The sequence below is a fragment of the Candidatus Pantoea soli genome, from assembly GCF_007833795.1.
In the GTDB taxonomy this organism is placed as follows: domain Bacteria; phylum Pseudomonadota; class Gammaproteobacteria; order Enterobacterales; family Enterobacteriaceae; genus Pantoea; species Pantoea soli.
Genome location: NZ_CP032702.1, coordinates 518,451 through 536,890 on the forward strand (window position 1 = coordinate 518,451; position 18,440 = coordinate 536,890).

An 18,440-nucleotide genomic window follows, 5' to 3' on the forward strand; every position below is an offset into this window, starting at 1 on the left:
TTTAGCTACCATGACGGCCATTGATGAAGAAAAATGGCTGATAAGCGTTGAAACTAGCGATTTTCCTGCAAAAAGACAAGTTATCACAGGCGTACTAAGCGTGATCATCATTAGATATCTGGTTCGGGAAACGCTCAAAAGCCAGCTGGCTATCCTGTTCATCCTGCTGCTGATCTTCTTTTGTCAGAAGTTAGTGAGGATTCTGGGAGCTGCGGTGGATGGCGAAATCCCAACAAATCTGGTTCTGACATTGTTAGGACTTGGCGTGCCTGAAATGGCACAACTTATCCTGCCCCTGAGCCTGTTTCTGGCAATTTTAATGACCCTTGGGCGGCTGTACACCGAAAGTGAAATCACGGTGATGCACGCGTGCGGGTTAGGTAAAGGCGTGCTGATTAAAGCGGCGATGATTCTGATGCTGTTCACCTCGCTGGTGGCAGCGGTGAACGTCATCTGGCTGGGGCCCTGGTCTTCGCGCTATCAGGACGAAGTGACGCAGAACGCCAAAGCGAACCCGGGCGCAGCCGCGCTGGCGGCCGGTCAGTTCCAGACCTCCAGCGACGGCAACTCCGTACTGTTCGTGGAAGGAGTGAAGGGCAATACCTTCGGCAATGTGTTCCTGGCGCAGCTGCGGCCGAAAGGCAACGCGCGGCCTTCAGTGGTGCTGGCGGACAGCGGCCATATGACGCAGCGCCCGGACGGCTCTCAGGTTGTGACGCTGGATAAAGGCACGCGCTTTGAAGGCACGGCCATGCTGCGCGATTTCCGCATTACGGATTTCGTTAACTATCAGGCGATTGTGGGCTATAAAGAGGCGGTACTGGATCCTAACGATGCCGACCAGGCGGGCATCCGCACGCTTTATGCCAACAAAACCCCGTCGTTCCAGGCCGAGCTGCACTGGCGCTTAACGCTGATCTTCTCCGTGCTGGTGATGGCGCTGATGGTGGTGCCGCTTAGCGTGGTGAACCCGCGTCAGGGACGCGTGCTCTCAATGCTGCCCGCGATGCTGCTTTACCTGATCTTCTTCCTGCTGCAGAGCTCGCTGCGCTCCAACGCGGCGAAAGGGCGCTTTGACCCGGCCATCTGGATGTGGGTGGTTAACTTCGCCTATCTGGGGCTGGCAGTGGCGCTCAACGTATGGGATACCGTGCCGATGCGCCGCCTGCGCGCGCGCTTCAGCCGTGGAGGGGCGGTGTGATGTTTAAGGTACTTGACCGCTACATCGGTAAAACCATCTTTAACACCATCATGATGACGCTGTTCATGCTGGTGTCGCTCTCCGGCATCATCAAGTTTGTTGATCAGCTGCGTAAAACCGGGCAGGGCGCCTATACCGCGCTGGACGCGGGCTACTACACCCTGCTCAGCGTGCCGAAAGACATTGAGATCTTCTTCCCGATGGCGGCCCTGCTGGGGGCGCTGCTGGGCCTGGGCACGCTGGCCCAGCGCAGCGAACTGGTAGTGATGCAGGCTTCCGGCTTTACCCGTTTGCAGGTGGCGCTGGCCGTGATGAAAACCGCCATTCCGCTGGTGCTGCTGACCATGGCAGTGGGGGAATTCGTGGCGCCGCAGGGTGAGCAGATGGCGCGTAATTTCCGTGCGCAGCAGCTGTATGGCGGTTCACTGGTGTCCACGCAGAACGGGCTGTGGGCCAAAGACGGCAACGATTTTATCTACATTGAGCACATCAAAGGGGATAACGAAATCGACGGCGTCAGCATCTATCGCTTTAACGATCAGCGCCGTCTGCTGAGCGTGCGCTACGCGGCCACCGCTACCTGGAATAAAGATCAGAAGGTGTGGAAGCTCTCGCAGGTGGATGAATCTGACCTGAACGATCCAAAGCAGATCACCGGCTCACAAAGCCTCGGCGGCGAATGGAAAACCAACCTGACGCCGGACAAGCTGGGTGTGGTGGCGCTGGATCCGGACGCGCTGTCGATCAGCGGTCTCTACAACTACAGCAAATACCTGAAGCAGAGCGGCCAGGAATCGGGCCGTTATCAGCTGAACATGTGGAGCAAAATCTTCCAGCCGCTCTCCGTGGCGGTGATGATGCTGATGGCGCTGTCGTTTATCTTCGGCCCGCTGCGCAGCGTGTCGATGGGCGTGCGCGTGGTCACCGGCATCAGCTTCGGCTTCCTGTTTTACGTCCTCGATCAGATCTTCGGTCCGCTCAGCCTGGTGTACGGCCTGCCGCCGGTGCTGGGTGCGATCCTGCCGAGCGGCGCGTTCTTTGCAATCAGCCTCTATCTGCTGCTGAAGCGCCGCTAAGCGCGGCGTTCAGCCGGCAGGCGGGCCGCCCGGATCAGCCGCGGCCTGCATGACGCCTTTCCCGTTGCGGCGCAGTGGATGACGCCAGTCATCGCGCCGCAGCGGGCAGGCAAACGGCAGCAGAGCCTTTCACCTGTTCACCACCCGCCTTTACGCCATAGCCCGCATTACCGCATCGCCTGCACCAGCAGCGGCAGCTGGGACAGCAAGTAGAGCACCAGGCCGATACTGCCGCCCACCAGCGTGCCGTTGATGCGGATAAACTGTAAATCGCGGCCGATATTCAGTTCGATCTGCTGCGACATCTCGCGTGCATCCCAGCTTTTTACCGTGTCGCTGATGTGGCGCGTCAGGAACGCGGCGAATTCCGGCGCAACGCTGCGCGCGGCCTCTTCCAGATGCTGGTTCATGGAGCGGCGCAGCGCCTCGTCGGCGGCCAGCGTTTCCCCCAGCCACTGCGCGGACAACCGTACCCGCGCCTGTACGCGCGAATCGTCACTGCTGAGATCTGCTTTCAGCCAGCTGCGCAGGTCCTGCCACAGCTCACCGATATACCGATTCAGCGCTTCATCTTCTTTCAGCCAGCGCCGGATGGATTCGGCGCGTTCAGCCATCTCCGGATCGCCTTTCAGTCGCTCAATCAGCCGCTGTACTGCGCGGTTAAAGCCCTGACGGAGCTCGTGTCCCTGGTCGCGCGATACTTCATCCAGGATCGAGTTTACCGCGTTTGTCACCAGCTCCGCGCTGTGTTCCCCCAGCCATTCGGTGGGCAGCACTTTGGCCTTGATGGGGTGTTCGCGCTTCAGCCAGCGCACGATCTGCGTGGCGATCATGTCGCGCGTGCCTGGCTTTGCCAGCAGGCGCAGCAGCTGCTCCACGGCGGCGTCCAGCAGCGCCTGATGACGGTTATTTTTCGTCAGGCTGTCCAGCATCATGGCGCTGGACTGGGTGAGATCAACGTTATCCAGTGCGCGGTGCACCGCCCGGCGAATAAACGCCTGAATGCGCGCGTCGTCGGTCAAATCCAGGAAACCCCGCATCACCTGCAGCAGATGGTGGCCCACGCGATCGGCATTGCCCGGCTGGGTGAGCCACTGTGCCAGCATGTGCGACGGATCGTGGCGGCGAATCAGCGCCAGCAGCGAATCGGTATCCAGAAACTTCTCCTGCACGAAGCGGCCCAGATTCTCACCGATGCGATCTTTATTGCGTGGAATAATCGCCGTATGGCGGGAGATAAACGGCACCGGTACGCGGCGAAACAGCGCCACCACGGCAAACCAGTCCGCCAGCGCCCCGACCATCGCCGCTTCAGCAATGGCTTTGATACCCAGCACCCAGAAATTAGCGGGCAGGAACAGGGTGATGATAAAGATGGCGGCTGCCACCAGCAGCAGCGCCAGCGCCAGCCGCTTGCTGCGTTTAAGTTGTTGATGTTTATCCATAGCACCAGTTTAGCAGAGCGCTGATTATCGCGCGGATCGGTTCCCGTGTCGCCTTCAGCGACGGCGTCCACCCAGCAGGCTGCCGAGTACGCCGCGGATAATCTGGTTCGTCACCTGGCGCGCCGCGCTTTTTGCCACGCTCTGTACCACGCCGTCGCGCCTGCCGCCGCGCGGGCCGGTGCTGCCAAACAGGATATCCTTCAGGCCGCCCAGAATACCCTCATCCACCGCCACGCTGTTGCCTTTGGCTTCCGGCGCATGGCTTTGCTGCGGTGCCTGCTGTACGCCCTGTTGCAGCATTTCAAACGCCGATTCGCGATCGACCGCGCTGTCGTATTTGCCGTACAGCGGCGAGTGGTTAATCAGTCCGTTACGCTCATCCTGGCTCAGCGGTCCCATGCGCGAGCCGGGCGCGATCACCATGGCGCGCTGCACCATTGAGGGGCTGCCTTTCTCATCAAGGAAGGAGATCAGCGCTTCGCCGGTGCCAAGCGCCTGAATGGCCTCCACGGTAGTAAAGGCCGGGTTCGCGCGCAGGGTGTCGGCGGCGCTTTTTACCGCTTTCTGGTCTTTGGGCGTAAAGGCGCGCAGCGCATGCTGCACGCGGTTGCCGAGTTGCCCAAGCACGTTATCCGGAATGTCCGCCGGGTTCTGGGTGACAAAATAGACGCCCACGCCTTTGGAGCGGATCAGGCGCATTACCTGTTCAACCTTCTCCAGCAGCACCGGCGGTGCATCGTTAAACAGCAGGTGCGCCTCGTCAAAGAAGAAGACCATCTTCGGCTTATCCCGATCGCCCGCTTCCGGCAACTGCTCATACAGCTCCGCCAGCAGCCACAGCAGGCTGGTGGCATACAGTTTGGGCATCTGGTACAGCTTCTCTGCCGAGAGAATGTTGATAAAGCCTTTGCCCTGCGCATCGCAGCGTATCCAGTCATGGATATCCAGCATCGGCTCACCAAAGAAGTGCTCCGCGCCTTGCTGCTCCAGCGACAGCAGCCCGCGCTGGATGGCGCCCACCGAGGCACTGTTGATGTTGCCGTACTGCGTCTGAAACGCTTTGGCATTGTCGCCGATATACTGCGTCATGGCGCGCAGGTCTTTGAAATCCAGCAACAGCAGCCCCTGGTCGTCTGCAATGCGGAAGATGATCTGCAGTACGCTGGACTGCACCTCGTTGAGGTTCAGCAGCCGCGCCAGCAGCAGCGGGCCGAGATCGGACACCGTCGCGCGCACCGGATGCCCCTGCTGACCGAAGATATCCCACACCATCACCGGATTCTGCTGCGGCTGCCAGTCGCTAACGCCGATCTGCGCCAGGCGCGCCAGCAGCTTGTCCGAGGCTTCGCCGGCGGTCGCGATGCCGGTGAGATCGCCTTTGACGTCGGCCATAAACACCGGCACGCCAATATCAGAAAAGGACTCCGCCAGCTTCTGCAGCGTGACGGTTTTCCCGGTGCCGGTGGCCCCGGTAATCAGGCCGTGGCGATTGGCCATCTCCGGCAGCAGGTGAAGTTGAATCTCAGGTGTCTGGGCGATCAGCAACGGGCGGGTCATGGTGGTTAGCTCTCCGGCAGGACGTGATGAGAGAAAGGATAGCAAGCGGGGCGCCACCACGGGCAGAAGATTACGCTGAAAGCGCGGCCTGCCGCTGCGGCACCGGGAAGCGGGGCAGCGGCAGGCAAAAGGCTACTGCTTCTGTACCGTATCAAAAAACAGCAGGCTTACGCCGATGCCCTGCTGCACATGGGTGACGTTATTGCGCACCGCCACCTGCTGCGCACCCTGCAGCATCACCACAAACGGCGAATCCTGCTGCACGCGCTGTTGCAGATCGCGATACAGGGCGCGACGCCGTGCCGCATCGCTTTCACCGGCGGCAGCGCGCGTGCTGGCGCTCAGCGCCGGGATGTTCCAGCCTGTGCGCCAGGCCAGCGTTTTTGCCCCGCCCGGTACGTTGTAAGCAAAGGCGCTGGCATTGGAGTTGGGATCGATATAATCGGCGCCCCAGTAGATAAAGATCGACTGAAAATCCCGGCCGCGCATTTTGCTCCACAGCGTGGATTCCGCCACCGGCTGCAGCTGAATGTGTACATCGGCCTGCGCAAAGCTGGCCTGCAGCGCCTGCGCCACATCAATATAGGGCGGCTGGTTGATCACCGTCAGCGAAAAGGTGGTGCCGGGCGGAATGCCGCCTTTCGCCAGGATCGCTTTGGCTTTCGCCACATCATAGTGGAAGGGCTGATCCGTCAGCGCGCCGTCAAACCCTGCCGGCAGGAAGCTCTGGTGCACGCGGTACTGGTCCTTGAGTAACGCGGCGGACAGGGTGTGGTAATCCACCAGCCAGCGTGCCGCCTGCCACAGCGCCGGATTACCGAGCGCCGGCTGCGTGCCATCCTGCGTGTTAAAGCCGAGGTAGTAGATCAGGCTGGAAGGGAAAGCCTCAATGCGCAGGCTTTTATCCCCTTTCAGCGCATCAATCTGATCCGGCCCCAGCTGATAAGCCACGTCCACATCGCCCTGCTGAACCAGCAGACGCCGCGCACCGGCATCGGCCACGCCTTTCAGCAACACGTGTTTCAGCGCTGGCTGCGGCTGTGCCTGCGGGCTGGCAGTCAGCACCAGCGCCTGCTGCGGCACATACTGCTGCAGCACAAACGCGCCGCTGCCGGCCGAGTGCGTATGCAGCCAGCCGTTGCCGCTGTCGTTGTTCACGCTGTGCTGCAGCACGGTTTTACGATCCACAATGGAGGCCACCGGCGCGGTCAGCAGACGCAGCGCCAGATCCTGACCAATCTGCGCCGGCCAGCGCATCTCCAGCTGATGGTCATTGAGGATGCTGAACTGTTGCGCGATGTTATCCGGCGTCCAGCCAAATTCGGCCAGAATAAACGAAGGCGCTTTACCCAGCTGCACCGCGCGCGTCAGGGAAAACACCACATCTTCTGCCGTCACCGGATTGCCGCTGGCAAAGCGTGCGTCCGGCCGGAGCGTAAAACGCAGGCTGTGCGGCGCAGCGCCGGGCTGCCATGCCGTGGCCAGCAGCGGCGCCAGCCGTTGCGGCGCGGTGCGATCGGGTTCTGCCAGCGTCTGATACAGGTTGCGCTGTACGCTGTTGCTGACGGTTTCAAAACTTTCTGCCGGGTCAAAGCTGATGATGCCATCAAGCGGCACCGCCACCACCAGCGTCTCTTTGGGGGTAGCCGCCTGCAGGGCAAACGCACTGCTCCACAGGGTAAAAAGAAAGAGGACTGCGCGCATAATTCGCTTCCTGAGTGATCAATTTCACCACTGTATCGCTGTCATGCGGGCGGCTAAATGCCAGTTTGTTCTGAGCTGTGCCGGAAATAACAATTGCGTCCCGTCATTAATTAATAGGTTATTTAATCCGCAATTGATCACGGCGCGGAAATAAAAGTTTCATCTGCTGATTGAGGCGGCCTGATTACCAGGCAAGCGCCGTCAGCGGTACTGGTATGGAAGTATGATTTTTATTGCTTAATTCAGCGTAGCGATTATTTCTGCTTTCGCACAGTTTCAGTGCTTTGCCTGAAAAAGCATGGGAATCACCGGGCATTTGTCCGGTCTGAGCAGGGTTTGTTGCGATAACAGGCGCTTAGCACTCCCTAAGCCAAATTGCGCCGGATGACAGATTCTCATCAAAACACATTATTAATTTAATTCTTACATCCTGAAATATTTGTATCCATAAGATTGCCAGGTTGTCTGCCGATTTATAAATCTATTAACAAAAAATAATTACCTTTCTTAGCAAGTGAGAGCTGTCACGCCATGCTGTTAGAAAAACCCACCACCAGACGTAAATTTTTACTCGGGTCGTTACTGGCATTGCCATTAACGGACCTGGTATTAAAAGGACTGACCGCCGCGCAGGCTGCAGAAATGGCCGCCCCGGAACTCGCCGATTATAAACCGATCTTTTTCAGCGACGATGAGTGGCAATTTATTCTGGCCGCCACCGATCGGTTAATTCCTGCCGGCGGCAATGGCAAAGCACCGGGCGCGCTGGAAACCAACGTGCCGATCTTTATCGACCAGCAACTGCACAGCCCGGAATTTGGCGCAGAGATCTATCTGCAGGGGCCTTTTGACGTGCATGCGCCGGCCACGATGGGCTATCAGATTCCGTTTACGCCGCAGCAGATGTACCGCACCGGCATTAAGCTGGTGACGCAGTGGACGCAGAGTCATTATCAGAAAGCGTTCCATGACTTAAGCGCAGCCGGGAAAGATGCGGTGCTGACCAAAATGAACAAAAACGACGGTATCGACTTCGCCGCCCTCGGTGAGCCGAACCTGAAAGCCTCGCAGTTCTTCAGCCAGCTGCTTTCCGATACCAAACACGGTTACCTCGCCGATCCGATGTACGGCGGCAACAAAGGCATGAAAGCCTGGATCGCCATCGGCTTCCCGGGGGCACGTGCCAGCTTCACCGAATGGGTGACGCAGCATAACGTGCCGTATCCGCTTGGCCCGGTCAGCCTGGCAGGCGCGCGCGCCTGACCTCCGTATTTGGTAGATGAGACAAAAAAACATGGCACAGATTACAAAGAAAGAAGTCGATGTCGTCGTATGCGGCCTTGGCTGGGCTGGCTCGCTGATGAGTATCGAGCTGGCGCTGGCCGGGCTGGACGTACGCGCCTTAGAGCGCGGCGGCGAGCGCGATTACCCGGATTTTGCCTATCCGAAACCGGCAGATGAATACGCCTATAACGTGCGCAATAAAGTGTTTGCCACGCCGAAAGAAGTGGCGGTGACCGTGCGTTACAACATGGACCAGACGGCGCTGCCCACCCGTAAATGGGGCGCGTTTGCGCCGGGCACCGGCGTGGGTGGCGCCGGTATGCACTGGACGGCGGTACTGATTCGTCCGACGCCAACCGACATCAAGCTGAAAACCTATGTCGATCAGGCCTACAAGCCGGGCATTTTGCAGGACGACATGCGCGTGATGGATTTCCCGTTCACCTGGGAAGAGATTGAGCCGTATTACTATAAGTTTGAACTGATCTGCGGCCAGTCCGGTAACACCGGTAACCTGCGCGGACAGATCCTCGAAGGCGGCGATCCGTTTGAAGGCCCGCGCTCAGAGCCCTATCCGCTGCCGGCGCTGGAAGATACGCTGAATAACGTGATGTTTAAGGACGCGGCGAAAAAGCTGGGCTACCATCCGTTCCCGAACCCGTCAGCCTGTGTCTCCCGCGCGTGGAAAAACCTGTACGGCAACCAGATTGCCCCCTGCAACTACTGTGGCTACTGCTCTAAATATCCCTGCCTGAACTACTCGAAAGCCTCCCCGCAGACGGCGGTAATGGATGCCCTGAAGCGCATGCCGAACTTCTCTTATGAAGTGCACGCCGAAGTGGTAAAAGTGGTGCTGCATGAGGATGGCAAAACGGCCAAAGGGGTGATCTACTTCGACGCAGACGGCAATGAAGTGTTCCAGCCGGCGAAGATTGTGGTGCTCTCCAGCTTCCAGCTGTACAACGTGCGCCTGATGCTGCTTTCCGGTATCGGCAAGCCTTATAACCCGATTACCGAAGAGGGTGTGGTAGGACGTAACTATGCGTTCCTCTCCAACGGCGGCGCGACGCTGTTCTTCAAAGACAAAAACTTCAACTCGTATGCCACCGCGGGCGCGACCGGGCAGATGTTTAACGACATTTCGCCGGGCAACTTTGACGGTCCGGGGCTGGGCTTCCTCGGCGGCGCGAAGATCCACAGCTCGCAGGCTACCGGCACCCCGATCGCCGCGTCGCTGCCGAAAGGCACGCCTTCCTGGGGCATGGGCTACAAAGAGGGGCTGGAGCAGTGGTACAACCATTCGATGAAGATCAGTATCACCACCACCTGCCAGTCGTATCGCGATATCTATCTGGATCTGGATCCGCACTACACTGACCATCGCGGTCTGCCGCTGCTGCGTATGACCTTTAACTGGAAAGAGAATGAGCTGCGCCTGCAGCAGCACCTGAAGGGCATTGTGGGGGATATCGCCAAAGAGCTGAACCCGGACAGCATGAGCATGAGCTTCCTGCCGATGGGGGCCGACTTCGACCTGACCAAATATGTCTCCACGCACAACGTCGGCGGCGCGGTGATGGGCGACAACCCGAAAACGTCAGCGCTGAACAAATACCTGCAAAGCTGGGACGTGCACAACGTGTTTGTACCGGGCGGTAACGCCTTCCCGCAGAACTTCCAGGCAAACCCGACCGATACCATCGGCGCGATTACCCTGATGGCGGCACAGGCGATCAAAGAGCAGTATCTGAAGAACCCCGGCCCACTGGTACAGGCATAACCCCATGAAAATAAAATCATTGTTCATCGCGCACGCGCTACTGCTGGGTGCGCTTGCCGGTTCAGCGCAGGCGGCAGATGACGCCGCGCTGATCAAACAGGGCGAGTATCTGTCGCGCCTCGGTGACTGCATGGCATGCCATACGGTCCCCGGGAAAGCCGATTACGCCGGCGGTCTGGCGATTGAGTCCAGCCTTGGCACCATTTACTCCACCAATATCACGCCGGACAAACAGCACGGCATTGGCAACTACAGCGAGCAGCAGTTCTCCGATGCGGTGCGCAAAGGCGTGCGCGCGGACGGCTCGCGCCTGTACCCGGCGATGCCATACCCGGATTACGCCAAAACCAGCGATGCCGATATGCACGCGCTGTACCTTTACTTTATGAAAGGCGTGCAGCCGGTCAGCGAGCCGTCAGCGGAGACAAAGCTAAGCTTCCCGTTCAGCCAGCGCTGGGGAATGCGCTTCTGGAACTGGGCCTTTACGTCTGACAAGCCGTTCCAGCCGATTGGCGGGGCTTCGGCAGAGGTCAATCGCGGTGCTTACATCGTAGAGAGTCTGGGCCACTGCGGCAGCTGTCATACGCCGCGCGGACTGGGCATGAACGAGAAGGCGCTGGACAGCCGCGACGATCAATTCCTGGCGGGTGGCAGCCTGAACCAGTGGGAGGTGCCGTCGCTGCGCGGGCTGCCGCGCTGGAGCGAGCAGGAGATCGTGGATTACCTGCAAACCGGGCGTAACGATAAAGCCGCGGTAGGCGGTGAGATGACCTCAGTGGTCGAGCACTCCAGCTCGCACATGACCGATGCCGATCTGCAGGCCATTGCTGCCTACCTGAAGTTCCTCGGTGGCAATCCGCCGCTGCAGGCCTACGACGTGCAGGCGCAGCAGAAGACCGCCGCGAAGCTGACGGCGGCGAAGAACCTGACAGAAGGCGAGCGGCTGTATCTGGATAACTGCGGTGCCTGCCACTTTGTTAGCGGCAAAGGCGCACCGGGCGTCTTTCCGGCGCTGGATCAGGCCACGCTGGTAAACGCCAGCGATCCGAGCGGTTTGATCCACACCATTCTTGCCGGCGCGCAGCAGCCTTCCACGGCAAAAGCGCCTTCCATGCTGGCGATGCCGCCGTTTGCGCAGCGTCTGAGTGATGAAGAGGTAGCGCAGTTGGCGACCTTTATTCGCCAGGGCTGGAGCAACCAGGCGACGGCCGTCACGCCGGACGAGGTGGCTAAGGTACGTAAAAAGCTGCACTAAACACAGGCTGGGTTAAGGCGCGCGTTGCCGGCTTTGCGCGGGCAACGCGCGGGATAGCGCACTACCGCTGTGTGGTGCGCTGCCCTGACTCAGTGGAAGGTATGCACCACTTCCAGCACGCCGTTAATCACAAACTGCACGCCCATGCACACCAGCAGAAACCCCATCAGGCGGGAAATCGCCTCGATGCCGCCTTTGCCCACCAGCTTCATGATGGCACCGGAGCTGCGCAGGGAGATCCACAAAATCACCGCCACCACCAGGAACGTCAGCACCGGCGCTACCGTTACCACCCACGCCGGAAAATCGACGCCGGCTTTAACCGTTGAGGCGGAACTGATGATCATCGCAATGGTGCCCGGCCCGGCGGTGCTGGGCATCGCCAGCGGCACAAAGGCGATGTTGACTGTCTCCTGCGGGTCGTCGTTCGCGTCCAGTTCATCCTGCTTGTGGCGCGCTTCCACCGAATGGCCCACCGGTTTCGCCGGAAACAGCATGCGAAAGCCGATAAACGCCACAATCAGCCCGCCCGCCATGCGCAGGCCGGGAATCGAGATACCAAAGGTGTGCAGCACCGCGTTACCGGCGTACCACGCCACCATCATAATCAGGAAAACGTAGAGCGAGGCCTGAAACGCCTGGCGGTTACGTTCCGCAAAATTCATGTCGCCCGCCAGACCGAGAAACAGCGCCACGGTCGTCAGCGGGTTCGCCAGCGGCAGGATCACCACCAGTCCCAGCCCGACAGCTTTTATCAGTTCCAGCATTATCACATCTCTCTGACAAAGGGCCCGCTGCGCACCGCTCTGCGGCCGGGCGCAGCGGTTTCACCGATCAATGTTTAGGGGTTTCCAGCGCTTCCAGCATCTCCGGGAAGAAGTCTTCCAGCAGTTCCGGGGTCATCAGTTCGGGGTAATTGATTAAGTGCTCGCGGATACGCTCATTGACGTCCGGCAGCAGCCGCCCGGCCGCCTCGCTGGCGGTGATTTTCTTCTGCTTCATCATGCGCAGCACGTTATCCGGCAGGCCGTCTTCATCTTCCACTTCGTCCACGCCTTCCAGATCGTCCAGCTCGTCCAGCAGCTCCATCAGCGCTTCGATTTGCGGCGTGCGCGACTGGTACTCCGGCGGACGCTCGCTTTCCAGATAGCGCAGCAGGGCGCGTACCGGGGAACCATCCGGCGTGGCGGGCGGCTCGCTGGCGAACCAGCTCAGCAGATCGTGCTGGCTCACCTGATGAACGTGATAGCCGTTGTCGACCAGCTCATCGGCAAGAATATCGGCGGTGTCGTGCTCAATCAGGCAGATGTGGGTGCGATTAGGGGGGAACTGCTCCAGCCACTGATAAATCTCTTCGATTACGCTGTCGGCGTAATCAAAGGTCTGGCTGAGAGAGCTGTCATCCGGCTGGTGTACGCTGATGCGAATCAGGTCGGGATCGAAGTAAATCGCAATGTTGATGCCTTTCATGCGCGCTGTCCTGTAAGGGGGCAAAATCTCACTATAGCGTCAGGCAGCAAAGATGAACATGGTGCCGCCAGCAGCTTGCGCTACCGGCGGTAAAAATTAACGTAAATCAGCACGATCCAGCCCATAGGCGCTGTCCAGCGAGCCCGGCGTGACTTTGGTCGCTACCATCAGGCGGTTCCAGGCGTTGATAGTGGCAAGGCTGAACATCAGCTCTGCTATCTCTGTCTCAGAGAAGTGCGCCTGTAGCTCACTGTACAGCGCATCGCTAACGCCGTGCGCGTCGGGGCGGGTAAGGGCTTCCGTCAGCGCCAGCGCCGCTTTTTCCCTGGCGCTGAACAGCGGTGATTCACGCCAGATCGCCACATGATGCAGGCGCAGTTCGCGCTCACCGTGCAGCTTCGCCTCTTTGACATGCATATCAAGGCAGAAAGCGCAGTGGTTAAGCTGGGAGGCGCGCACATCGGTCAGGTACTTTAGCTGCTTATCCAGCGAGGCGTTGCTCAGCGCCAGCGAGAGTGCGCTCAGGTTTTTTGCCATCGCTGGCAGGCTGGTAAAAAGATTCACGCGTGATGACATGAGGGTGTTCTCCTGTTGAGTAAACGGGCGCCGGGACAGACCTGCGCAGCGCGGACAAAGGGCGATTGCCGCAGGCCGCACGCGTCGGGAAAAAAGCATCGTGCTCTCCGGGTTGCGCATTGTGTGGCTGATGCGTGCATCTTAAACTGCGATGTCTGAGCGAAAAGGGTCAAAACCGCTCAAAACAGGCAGGACAAGATGCCGTCGGCACGATGGGTTGAGGAGAACCGCGTGGGATACAAAGCGATTTACCAGCACTTTCGCCAGCAGATTCTGGCCGGACACCTGAAGCCGGGCGATCGCGTGCCGTCAATCCGCGTGCTGGCGGGCGAGCTGCAGGTGGCACGGAAAACGGTTGAGGCCGCCTATGAGATCCTCAGCGGCGAAGGCTATTTTGTCAGTCAGGGCGCGAAAGGCACGCGCGTGAATCCGCAGCTGAAACTGGCCGCGCCTGCCACCGCGCCGGACGCCCCGCCGGCGGCGGCGGCGCATCTGCCGGTGATTGAAAATCACGGTGAACTGCGGCTCGGCATTCCGGCGCTGGATGCGTTTCCGCTAAAAAAATGGCTGCTGATCTCCGGCAAAGTGGCGCGCAGTCTGCGGCCGGAAGAGATGATCACGCCGCCGGTAATGGGGTATCAGCCGCTGCGCAGCGCGATTGCCAGCTATCTCAACATCTCGCGTGGCCTGCAGTGCCAGCCTGAGCAGGTGTTTATCACCAGCGGCTATCGCGCCAACCTGCGGCTGATTCTGGCGGTACTGGCGCAGCCGCATGACAAGGTGCTGTTTGAAGACCCCGGCTATTTCTTTGGTCAGCAGCTGCTGAAACGCATCACGCCGCATCTGCACTTTGTGCCGGTGGATCAGCAGGGCGTGGATGTGGATTACCTGCAGCGCTATCACGCCGATGCGCGCTTTGCCGTGGTGACGCCCACGCATCAGAGCCCGCTGGCGGTCACGCTCTCGCTGCCGCGCAAGCATCAGCTGCTGGCGTGGGCGCAGCAGCAGCACAGTTGGATCATTGAGGATGATTACGACGGCGAGTTTCACTACACGCGTAAGGTGATTCCGGCGCTGAAAAGCCTGGATACGCACGACCGGGTGATCTACACCGGAACCTTCAGTAAAACGGTGATGCCTGCGCTGCGTATTGGTTATCTGATGATGCCGCAGGCCACCATAGCGCGCTTTCGCGAGCTGGGCGAAATGCTGGAAACCGGCCTGCCGCTGCTGCCGCAGAAAATCCTGGCGCAGTTTCTCAGCGAAGGGCATTTTTACCGCCACATCAAAAAGATGCGTATTCTCTATCAGCAGCGGCGCAGCATGATGCTGCAGGCGCTGGAGCACTGTTTTCCCGGTCTGTTTCAGGTGGAGCGGGCCGACGGCGGCATGCACATCGTGGCGTTTTTGCGGCGCGGCACCGCCGATCACGCCATCGCCAGCCTGTGGGCGCAGCATGCGCTGTTTGTCCGGCCGCTGTCGGCCTGGTATGTACAGACGCAGAAGCGCTACGGGCTGGTGATTGGCTACACCAATATCCAGTCGTTTGAACAGGCGAGGGCGCTGCTGGCGCGTGTGGCAGATGCGACGTGGGCGTTGCTGGCGGTATAGCGGCAAGGTGACGAGAGGAGAGGGCGCGGGGGACAGCCCGCGCCGGCTGGCATAAGGTGAATCTGCGGCGATTCAGTCGGCAGGAAGGCGGCCCCTGAACCCGCGCGAATGAATCACATGCCGATGTATTTTTTGCCCTGCTTCAGCACGACATCGCAGGCTTTGGTTTTCAGCTTCTCACCCATCGGCGAGTTGCTCAGGCTTTGCAGATTGAGCTGCTGACCGTTGCCGGTGTTCAGCAGGCCGGCCAGCCCCTGCTGGTAATCGGTTTTCTGCTCCTGCGCGGTGGTGCTGTTCAGGCCGAGCTTGTTCAGCACCTGCTCCTTCACCGACTTCACGTTGTTATCCACCACGTTATGCTGCACGCAGTACTGCATCACGCCAGCGGCGTTGGTCATGCTGTTGGCGCTGACCGCTTTATTGCCGCCGTTCAGCAGGCCGGTGAGCGTAGAGAGCGACAGTCCGCCGTTTTGCGCGCTGCTGGTGGCGGTGCCGCTGCTGCTGTTCTGCTGCGACAGCTGTGAGGCGGCGCTGCTCAGCTGATCCTGCCAGCTGGCCGCCGATGCGCTGCCCGCCATCAGGGCCGCCGCGATGCCCCATCCCCACATCATGCGTTGTGTTGCCTGTTTCATTTCAACCTCGTTGTGCTTATTGGTCTGACTGCGTCAGGTGAGGGTAAGAGGGATTTGGCTTAAGAAAGTTCCGGAGAAAGAGCGCATTAAGGGGAGTTTGAGAGTGTTCTGGTCAGCGGTGGCGCGGGATAAACCGCGACGCTGCTTTTTTCAACGCTTAGCGCACATCGCCGTCGATTCCGGTTGCGCGGCTTGCCCGTCACGGTATAATCGCCAGCGTTTTCCGCATCCTCTTCAGTGCCGAAGTGGCGAAATCGGTAGACGCAGTTGATTCAAAATCAACCGTAGAAATACGTGCCGGTTCGAGTCCGGCCTTCGGCACCAAGACTCATCTAATTAGTTGTTTCTAAGTAACTTTCTCTATGTTTTCGCTTGTAATTGCGTAGCCCTACTACAAAAGGCTATACGAGGCGATGTCTCAGCGATATAAACTCTATCGTCGAACCAGTGGCATTTATGTTGTCCGCATCAGCGTTCCCCAACGTTTTCGTCGATACGCAGGACAGTGTGAGATTCCCACTTCAACAGGCACTCATGACCTTTATGAAGCAAAGCAGAAGTCCGCGCTCCTGTTGACGGTCTGGTATCAGACCTTACAAGCGTATGAACAATTGAATTATCGAGCTTTAAGTGACTGCGCCCCACTGCCTGATGGTGAGGGTATGATCTCGCTTTCTAACTTTGCTCAGTCAATCGAGTTGCCTGTATCGCAATTGATTCGAGAGGTGATTAATCGTAACCTCCCGGTATTCTGGCTGCTGTGTGAATAAGCAGTATGTTTAGACGATTGACCATCCCCAATTGAATATTCTTCTTATTTCTAAAAGGGCGAAAAACATCGAAATACAGGTGCGTTACGGTGGCGTTTTACCTTAGCCATGGAGCAGCGTGTTGCAAAAGATCATGAGATATCGTAATGCCTTGTAACCTCGTTGATTTGTCCCAACTACTGATGATCTTGCTCTGATACGCGATAACGTGGTCTCGATGAGTTTTCGTTATAAACAGTATCGACCATCCCCTCGTTCATCAAGTTGGTTACTATGTTCGCAACATTGCTAAACCCGGGAAGACCCCATATAGCAAGGGTGCGATCTAGCCTCATCCAGGTTCAGTAGATGTCTTTTTCTGCCCTGACTTTCAAGACATTGAGTTCTGTAGTGGTTAATGAGTATATCTCCGTTATCATGATGAATTAGGTCAAGCGAGTATGGCGTTTTCCCAACTGGCTTTAAGGCGTAATACCTCACTTAGTAATTCATCCTCGTTTAAATCATCTTCGTCGATTAACTCAGGATCTGAACAGTAAGAATCGACTAATGAGAAAACTGAGTCAAAAAACCTCTGGGTGGCTATATCGGCTTTTTTTATATCAGTTGAATCCCTGTAAGTTCGCCATGCGGCGGAGTATTCTTGTTCAAAATCCGGTGCAGCAATGTTACCGCACGTAAATGCGTCAATAAGATCCAAAATCGCCGATTCATTTTGATTAAAAGACATTGCCATTACCTATTAGGTCGGATGATTGAGTATCTGACAGCTTCCATCCGGAAATGAAGTTGCCATCAGTTTTTGTCATAACATTTAGTTTGGTTTCTGGATTGTAGTAGTGATATGACCTGCCCCCAGGATTAGATACAACCTTCAGTTAGTAATGTCGGTTGGTTTTTCTTCATATTTCCCGTCTCGCCAGCCTGCTGCAAATTCAGCTGGCGTCTGGTAATCCAGAGATGAATGTGGTCGACACTCGTTATAATCCTGCCGCCAGTCATTAATGATTTCCCGGGCATGAAGAATATCGCTGAACCAGTGTTCATTCAGACATTCATCCCGGAAGCGGCCATTGAAGCTCTCAATAAATCCGTTCTGCGTTGGCTTGCCTGGCTGGATTAAGCGCAACTCAACACCATGTTCAAAGGCCCATTGATCCAGCGCACGGCAGGTAAACTCCGGACCCTGATCAGTTCTTATCGTTGCAGGATAGCCACGAAACAGCGCAATGCTGTCCAGAATGCGTGTCACCTGAACGCCTGTAATCCCGAATGCCGTGGTGATCGTCAGACACTCCTTCGTGAAATCATCCACGCAGGTCAGACACTTAACCCGGCGGCCGCTGGCAAGAGCATCCATGACAAAATCCATTGACCATGTCAGGTTCGGCGCATCCGGACGAAGAAGCGGAAGCCGCTCAGTCGCCAGCCCCTTGCGGCGTCGCCTGCGCTTTACACCCAGGCCGTTGAGATGATAGATGCGGTATACCCGCTTGTGGTTGACGTGAAGGCCTTCCCGGCGCAGTAACTGCCAGATGCGCCGGTAGCCAAAGCGGCGGCGTTCAAGTGCCAGCTCTGTAATGCGTAGGGACAGCAACGCGTCAGCAGCCGGACGCTGAGCCGAATAACGGCAGGTCGACAGGGGCAAGCCTGCCAGCCTGCAGGCACGACGTTGCGACAGACCTGCGGCCTCACACATGACTTCCACGGCTTCCCGCTTCTGGTCTGTCGTCAGAACTTTCGGCCCAGAGCCACCTGAAGCGCCTCCTTATCCAGCATGGCTTCAGCGAGCAGCTTCTTGAGGCGGGCATTCTCCTCTTCAAGCGACTTGAGCCGCTTCACTTCGGGGACTTCCATGCCGCCAAACTTCTTGCGCCAGGTGTAGAAGGTGGCGTCTGAAATAGCATGCTTGCGGCAGAGTTCCCGGGCCGAAACCCCGGCTTCTGCCTCGCGGAGAATACTGATGATCTGTTCGTCGGAAAATCGCTTCTTCATGGGGACGTCCTCATGTGACTTATGAAGACATTACTAACATCACGGTGTATTAATCAACGGGGAGCAGGTCATATGATGTCAGGT

Annotated in this window: 15 protein-coding genes, 1 tRNA gene and 1 pseudogene; 8 read left to right on the forward strand and 9 right to left on the reverse strand. The window is 58.1% G+C overall.

Features of this window, described 5'->3' with window-relative positions:
* Nucleotides 1–100 precede the first annotated feature (100 nt).
* Both lptF and lptG read left to right on the forward strand, forming a co-directional pair.
* Nucleotides 101–1,201 (forward strand): LPS export ABC transporter permease LptF, encoded by a 1,101-nt coding sequence (lptF, locus tag D8B20_RS02355; RefSeq protein WP_186454393.1) that lies wholly within the window; start codon nt 101–103, stop codon nt 1,199–1,201.
* Nucleotides 1,201–2,277 (forward strand): LPS export ABC transporter permease LptG, encoded by a 1,077-nt coding sequence (gene lptG / locus D8B20_RS02360; protein ID WP_145886778.1) that lies wholly within the window; start codon nt 1,201–1,203, stop codon nt 2,275–2,277. Before lptF ends, lptG begins: the two co-directional genes overlap by 1 nt.
* 167 nt (nt 2,278–2,444) lie before the next feature.
* On the opposite strand, the gene D8B20_RS02365 is transcribed toward lptG, so the two are convergent.
* From D8B20_RS02365 to D8B20_RS02375, 3 genes are all read right to left on the reverse strand, one after another.
* A complete protein-coding gene (locus tag D8B20_RS02365) occupies nt 2,445–3,722 on the reverse strand; it encodes a DUF445 domain-containing protein (protein ID WP_145886780.1) in 1,278 nt (425 codons plus the stop codon).
* A 54-nt stretch (nt 3,723–3,776) separates the two neighbouring features.
* Nucleotides 3,777–5,279 carry a helicase HerA-like C-terminal domain-containing protein gene (locus D8B20_RS02370; protein ID WP_145886782.1) on the reverse strand — a complete coding sequence of 501 codons (1,503 nt, stop codon included), beginning with the start codon at nt 5,277–5,279 and terminating at the stop codon, nt 3,777–3,779.
* Between the two features lie 132 nt (nt 5,280–5,411).
* Nucleotides 5,412–6,983 carry an ABC transporter substrate-binding protein gene (locus D8B20_RS02375; RefSeq protein WP_145886784.1) on the reverse strand — a complete coding sequence of 524 codons (1,572 nt, stop codon included), beginning with the start codon at nt 6,981–6,983 and terminating at the stop codon, nt 5,412–5,414.
* A 531-nt stretch (nt 6,984–7,514) separates the two neighbouring features.
* On the opposite strand from D8B20_RS02375, the gene D8B20_RS02380 reads away from it, so the two are divergent.
* Genes D8B20_RS02380 through D8B20_RS02390 form a run of 3 tightly spaced genes read left to right on the forward strand, consistent with a single transcriptional unit; the run spans nt 7,515 to nt 11,302 of the window.
* Nucleotides 7,515–8,246 (forward strand): gluconate 2-dehydrogenase subunit 3 family protein, encoded by a 732-nt coding sequence (locus D8B20_RS02380; protein WP_145886786.1) that lies wholly within the window; start codon nt 7,515–7,517, stop codon nt 8,244–8,246.
* Nucleotides 8,247–8,277: 31 nt separating this feature from the next.
* A complete protein-coding gene (locus tag D8B20_RS02385; protein WP_145886788.1) occupies nt 8,278–10,047 on the forward strand; it encodes a GMC family oxidoreductase in 1,770 nt (589 codons plus the stop codon).
* A 4-nt stretch (nt 10,048–10,051) separates the two neighbouring features.
* Complete coding sequence (locus D8B20_RS02390; protein ID WP_145886790.1) at nt 10,052–11,302, forward strand: c-type cytochrome; 1,251 nt, start codon at nt 10,052–10,054, stop codon at nt 11,300–11,302.
* An 89-nt stretch (nt 11,303–11,391) separates the two neighbouring features.
* Here D8B20_RS02390 and D8B20_RS02395 read toward each other — a convergent pair whose 3' ends face one another.
* The 3 genes from D8B20_RS02395 to D8B20_RS02405 all read right to left on the reverse strand — a co-directional run bounded on the left by D8B20_RS02395 (nt 11,392) and on the right by D8B20_RS02405 (nt 13,348).
* Entirely contained in the window at nt 11,392–12,069 is a 678-nt protein-coding gene (locus D8B20_RS02395) for a MarC family NAAT transporter (RefSeq protein WP_145886792.1), read from the reverse strand.
* Nucleotides 12,070–12,136: 67 nt separating this feature from the next.
* Nucleotides 12,137–12,772, reverse strand: coding sequence for a hypothetical protein (locus tag D8B20_RS02400; RefSeq protein WP_145886794.1), 636 nt, complete (start codon nt 12,770–12,772; stop codon nt 12,137–12,139).
* Between the two features lie 96 nt (nt 12,773–12,868).
* A complete protein-coding gene (locus D8B20_RS02405; RefSeq protein WP_145886796.1) occupies nt 12,869–13,348 on the reverse strand; it encodes a carboxymuconolactone decarboxylase family protein in 480 nt (159 codons plus the stop codon).
* A 198-nt stretch (nt 13,349–13,546) separates the two neighbouring features.
* On the opposite strand from D8B20_RS02405, the gene pdxR reads away from it, so the two are divergent.
* On the forward strand, nt 13,547–14,959 hold the full coding sequence (pdxR, locus tag D8B20_RS02410) for a MocR-like pyridoxine biosynthesis transcription factor PdxR (protein ID WP_145886797.1): 1,413 nt from the start codon (nt 13,547–13,549) through the stop codon (nt 14,957–14,959).
* Nucleotides 14,960–15,072: 113 nt separating this feature from the next.
* On the opposite strand, the gene D8B20_RS02415 is transcribed toward pdxR, so the two are convergent.
* Nucleotides 15,073–15,591, reverse strand: a complete 519-nt coding sequence (locus D8B20_RS02415) for a YjjA family protein (RefSeq protein WP_145886799.1) — start codon at nt 15,589–15,591, stop codon at nt 15,073–15,075.
* Nucleotides 15,592–15,830: 239 nt separating this feature from the next.
* Between D8B20_RS02415 and D8B20_RS02420 the strand changes: the two genes are divergently transcribed.
* Together D8B20_RS02420 and D8B20_RS02425 are read left to right on the forward strand one after the other, a co-directional pair.
* Nucleotides 15,831–15,915 (forward strand) — tRNA-Leu (locus D8B20_RS02420).
* Between the two features lie 89 nt (nt 15,916–16,004).
* A pseudogene (locus D8B20_RS02425) lies at nt 16,005–16,349 on the forward strand (DUF6538 domain-containing protein); the annotation flags it as partial.
* 442 nt (nt 16,350–16,791) lie between these two features.
* Here the strand turns inward: D8B20_RS02425 and D8B20_RS02430 are convergent.
* Both D8B20_RS02430 and D8B20_RS02440 read right to left on the reverse strand, forming a co-directional pair.
* Nucleotides 16,792–17,091: a colicin immunity domain-containing protein gene (locus tag D8B20_RS02430; RefSeq protein WP_186454394.1), complete on the reverse strand. Its 300-nt coding sequence runs from the start codon at nt 17,089–17,091 to the stop codon at nt 16,792–16,794.
* Nucleotides 17,092–17,235: 144 nt separating this feature from the next.
* Nucleotides 17,236–18,356, reverse strand: a protein-coding gene (locus D8B20_RS02440; RefSeq protein ID WP_145886803.1) for an IS3 family transposase whose coding sequence is annotated in 2 segments (ribosomal slippage) — nt 17,236–18,098 and nt 18,098–18,356 — 1,122 coding nt in all. Because the reading frame shifts where the segments join, the coding sequence is not laid out codon by codon here.
* Nucleotides 18,357–18,440 lie beyond the last annotated feature (84 nt).

Excerpts from the sequence above, each read along its gene's own strand:
- D8B20_RS02400 (WP_145886794.1), bottom strand. The coding sequence starts at position 12,772 with ATGAAAGGCATCAACATTGCGATTTACTTCGATCCCGACCTGATTCGC.
- D8B20_RS02415 (WP_145886799.1), bottom strand. The coding sequence starts at position 15,591 with ATGAAACAGGCAACACAACGCATGATGTGGGGATGGGGCATCGCGGCG.
- D8B20_RS02395 (WP_145886792.1), bottom strand. The coding sequence starts at position 12,069 with ATGCTGGAACTGATAAAAGCTGTCGGGCTGGGACTGGTGGTGATCCTG.
- D8B20_RS02365 (WP_145886780.1), bottom strand. The coding sequence starts at position 3,722 with ATGGATAAACATCAACAACTTAAACGCAGCAAGCGGCTGGCGCTGGCG.
- D8B20_RS02380 (WP_145886786.1), top strand. The coding sequence starts at position 7,515 with ATGCTGTTAGAAAAACCCACCACCAGACGTAAATTTTTACTCGGGTCG.
- D8B20_RS02370 (WP_145886782.1), bottom strand. The coding sequence starts at position 5,279 with ATGACCCGCCCGTTGCTGATCGCCCAGACACCTGAGATTCAACTTCAC.
- D8B20_RS02385 (WP_145886788.1), top strand. The coding sequence starts at position 8,278 with ATGGCACAGATTACAAAGAAAGAAGTCGATGTCGTCGTATGCGGCCTT.
- lptG (WP_145886778.1), top strand. The coding sequence starts at position 1,201 with ATGTTTAAGGTACTTGACCGCTACATCGGTAAAACCATCTTTAACACC.
- D8B20_RS02375 (WP_145886784.1), bottom strand. The coding sequence starts at position 6,983 with ATGCGCGCAGTCCTCTTTCTTTTTACCCTGTGGAGCAGTGCGTTTGCC.
- D8B20_RS02390 (WP_145886790.1), top strand. The coding sequence starts at position 10,052 with ATGAAAATAAAATCATTGTTCATCGCGCACGCGCTACTGCTGGGTGCG.
- D8B20_RS02430 (WP_186454394.1), bottom strand. The coding sequence starts at position 17,091 with ATGTCTTTTAATCAAAATGAATCGGCGATTTTGGATCTTATTGACGCA.
- pdxR (WP_145886797.1), top strand. The coding sequence starts at position 13,547 with ATGCCGTCGGCACGATGGGTTGAGGAGAACCGCGTGGGATACAAAGCG.
- D8B20_RS02405 (WP_145886796.1), bottom strand. The coding sequence starts at position 13,348 with ATGTCATCACGCGTGAATCTTTTTACCAGCCTGCCAGCGATGGCAAAA.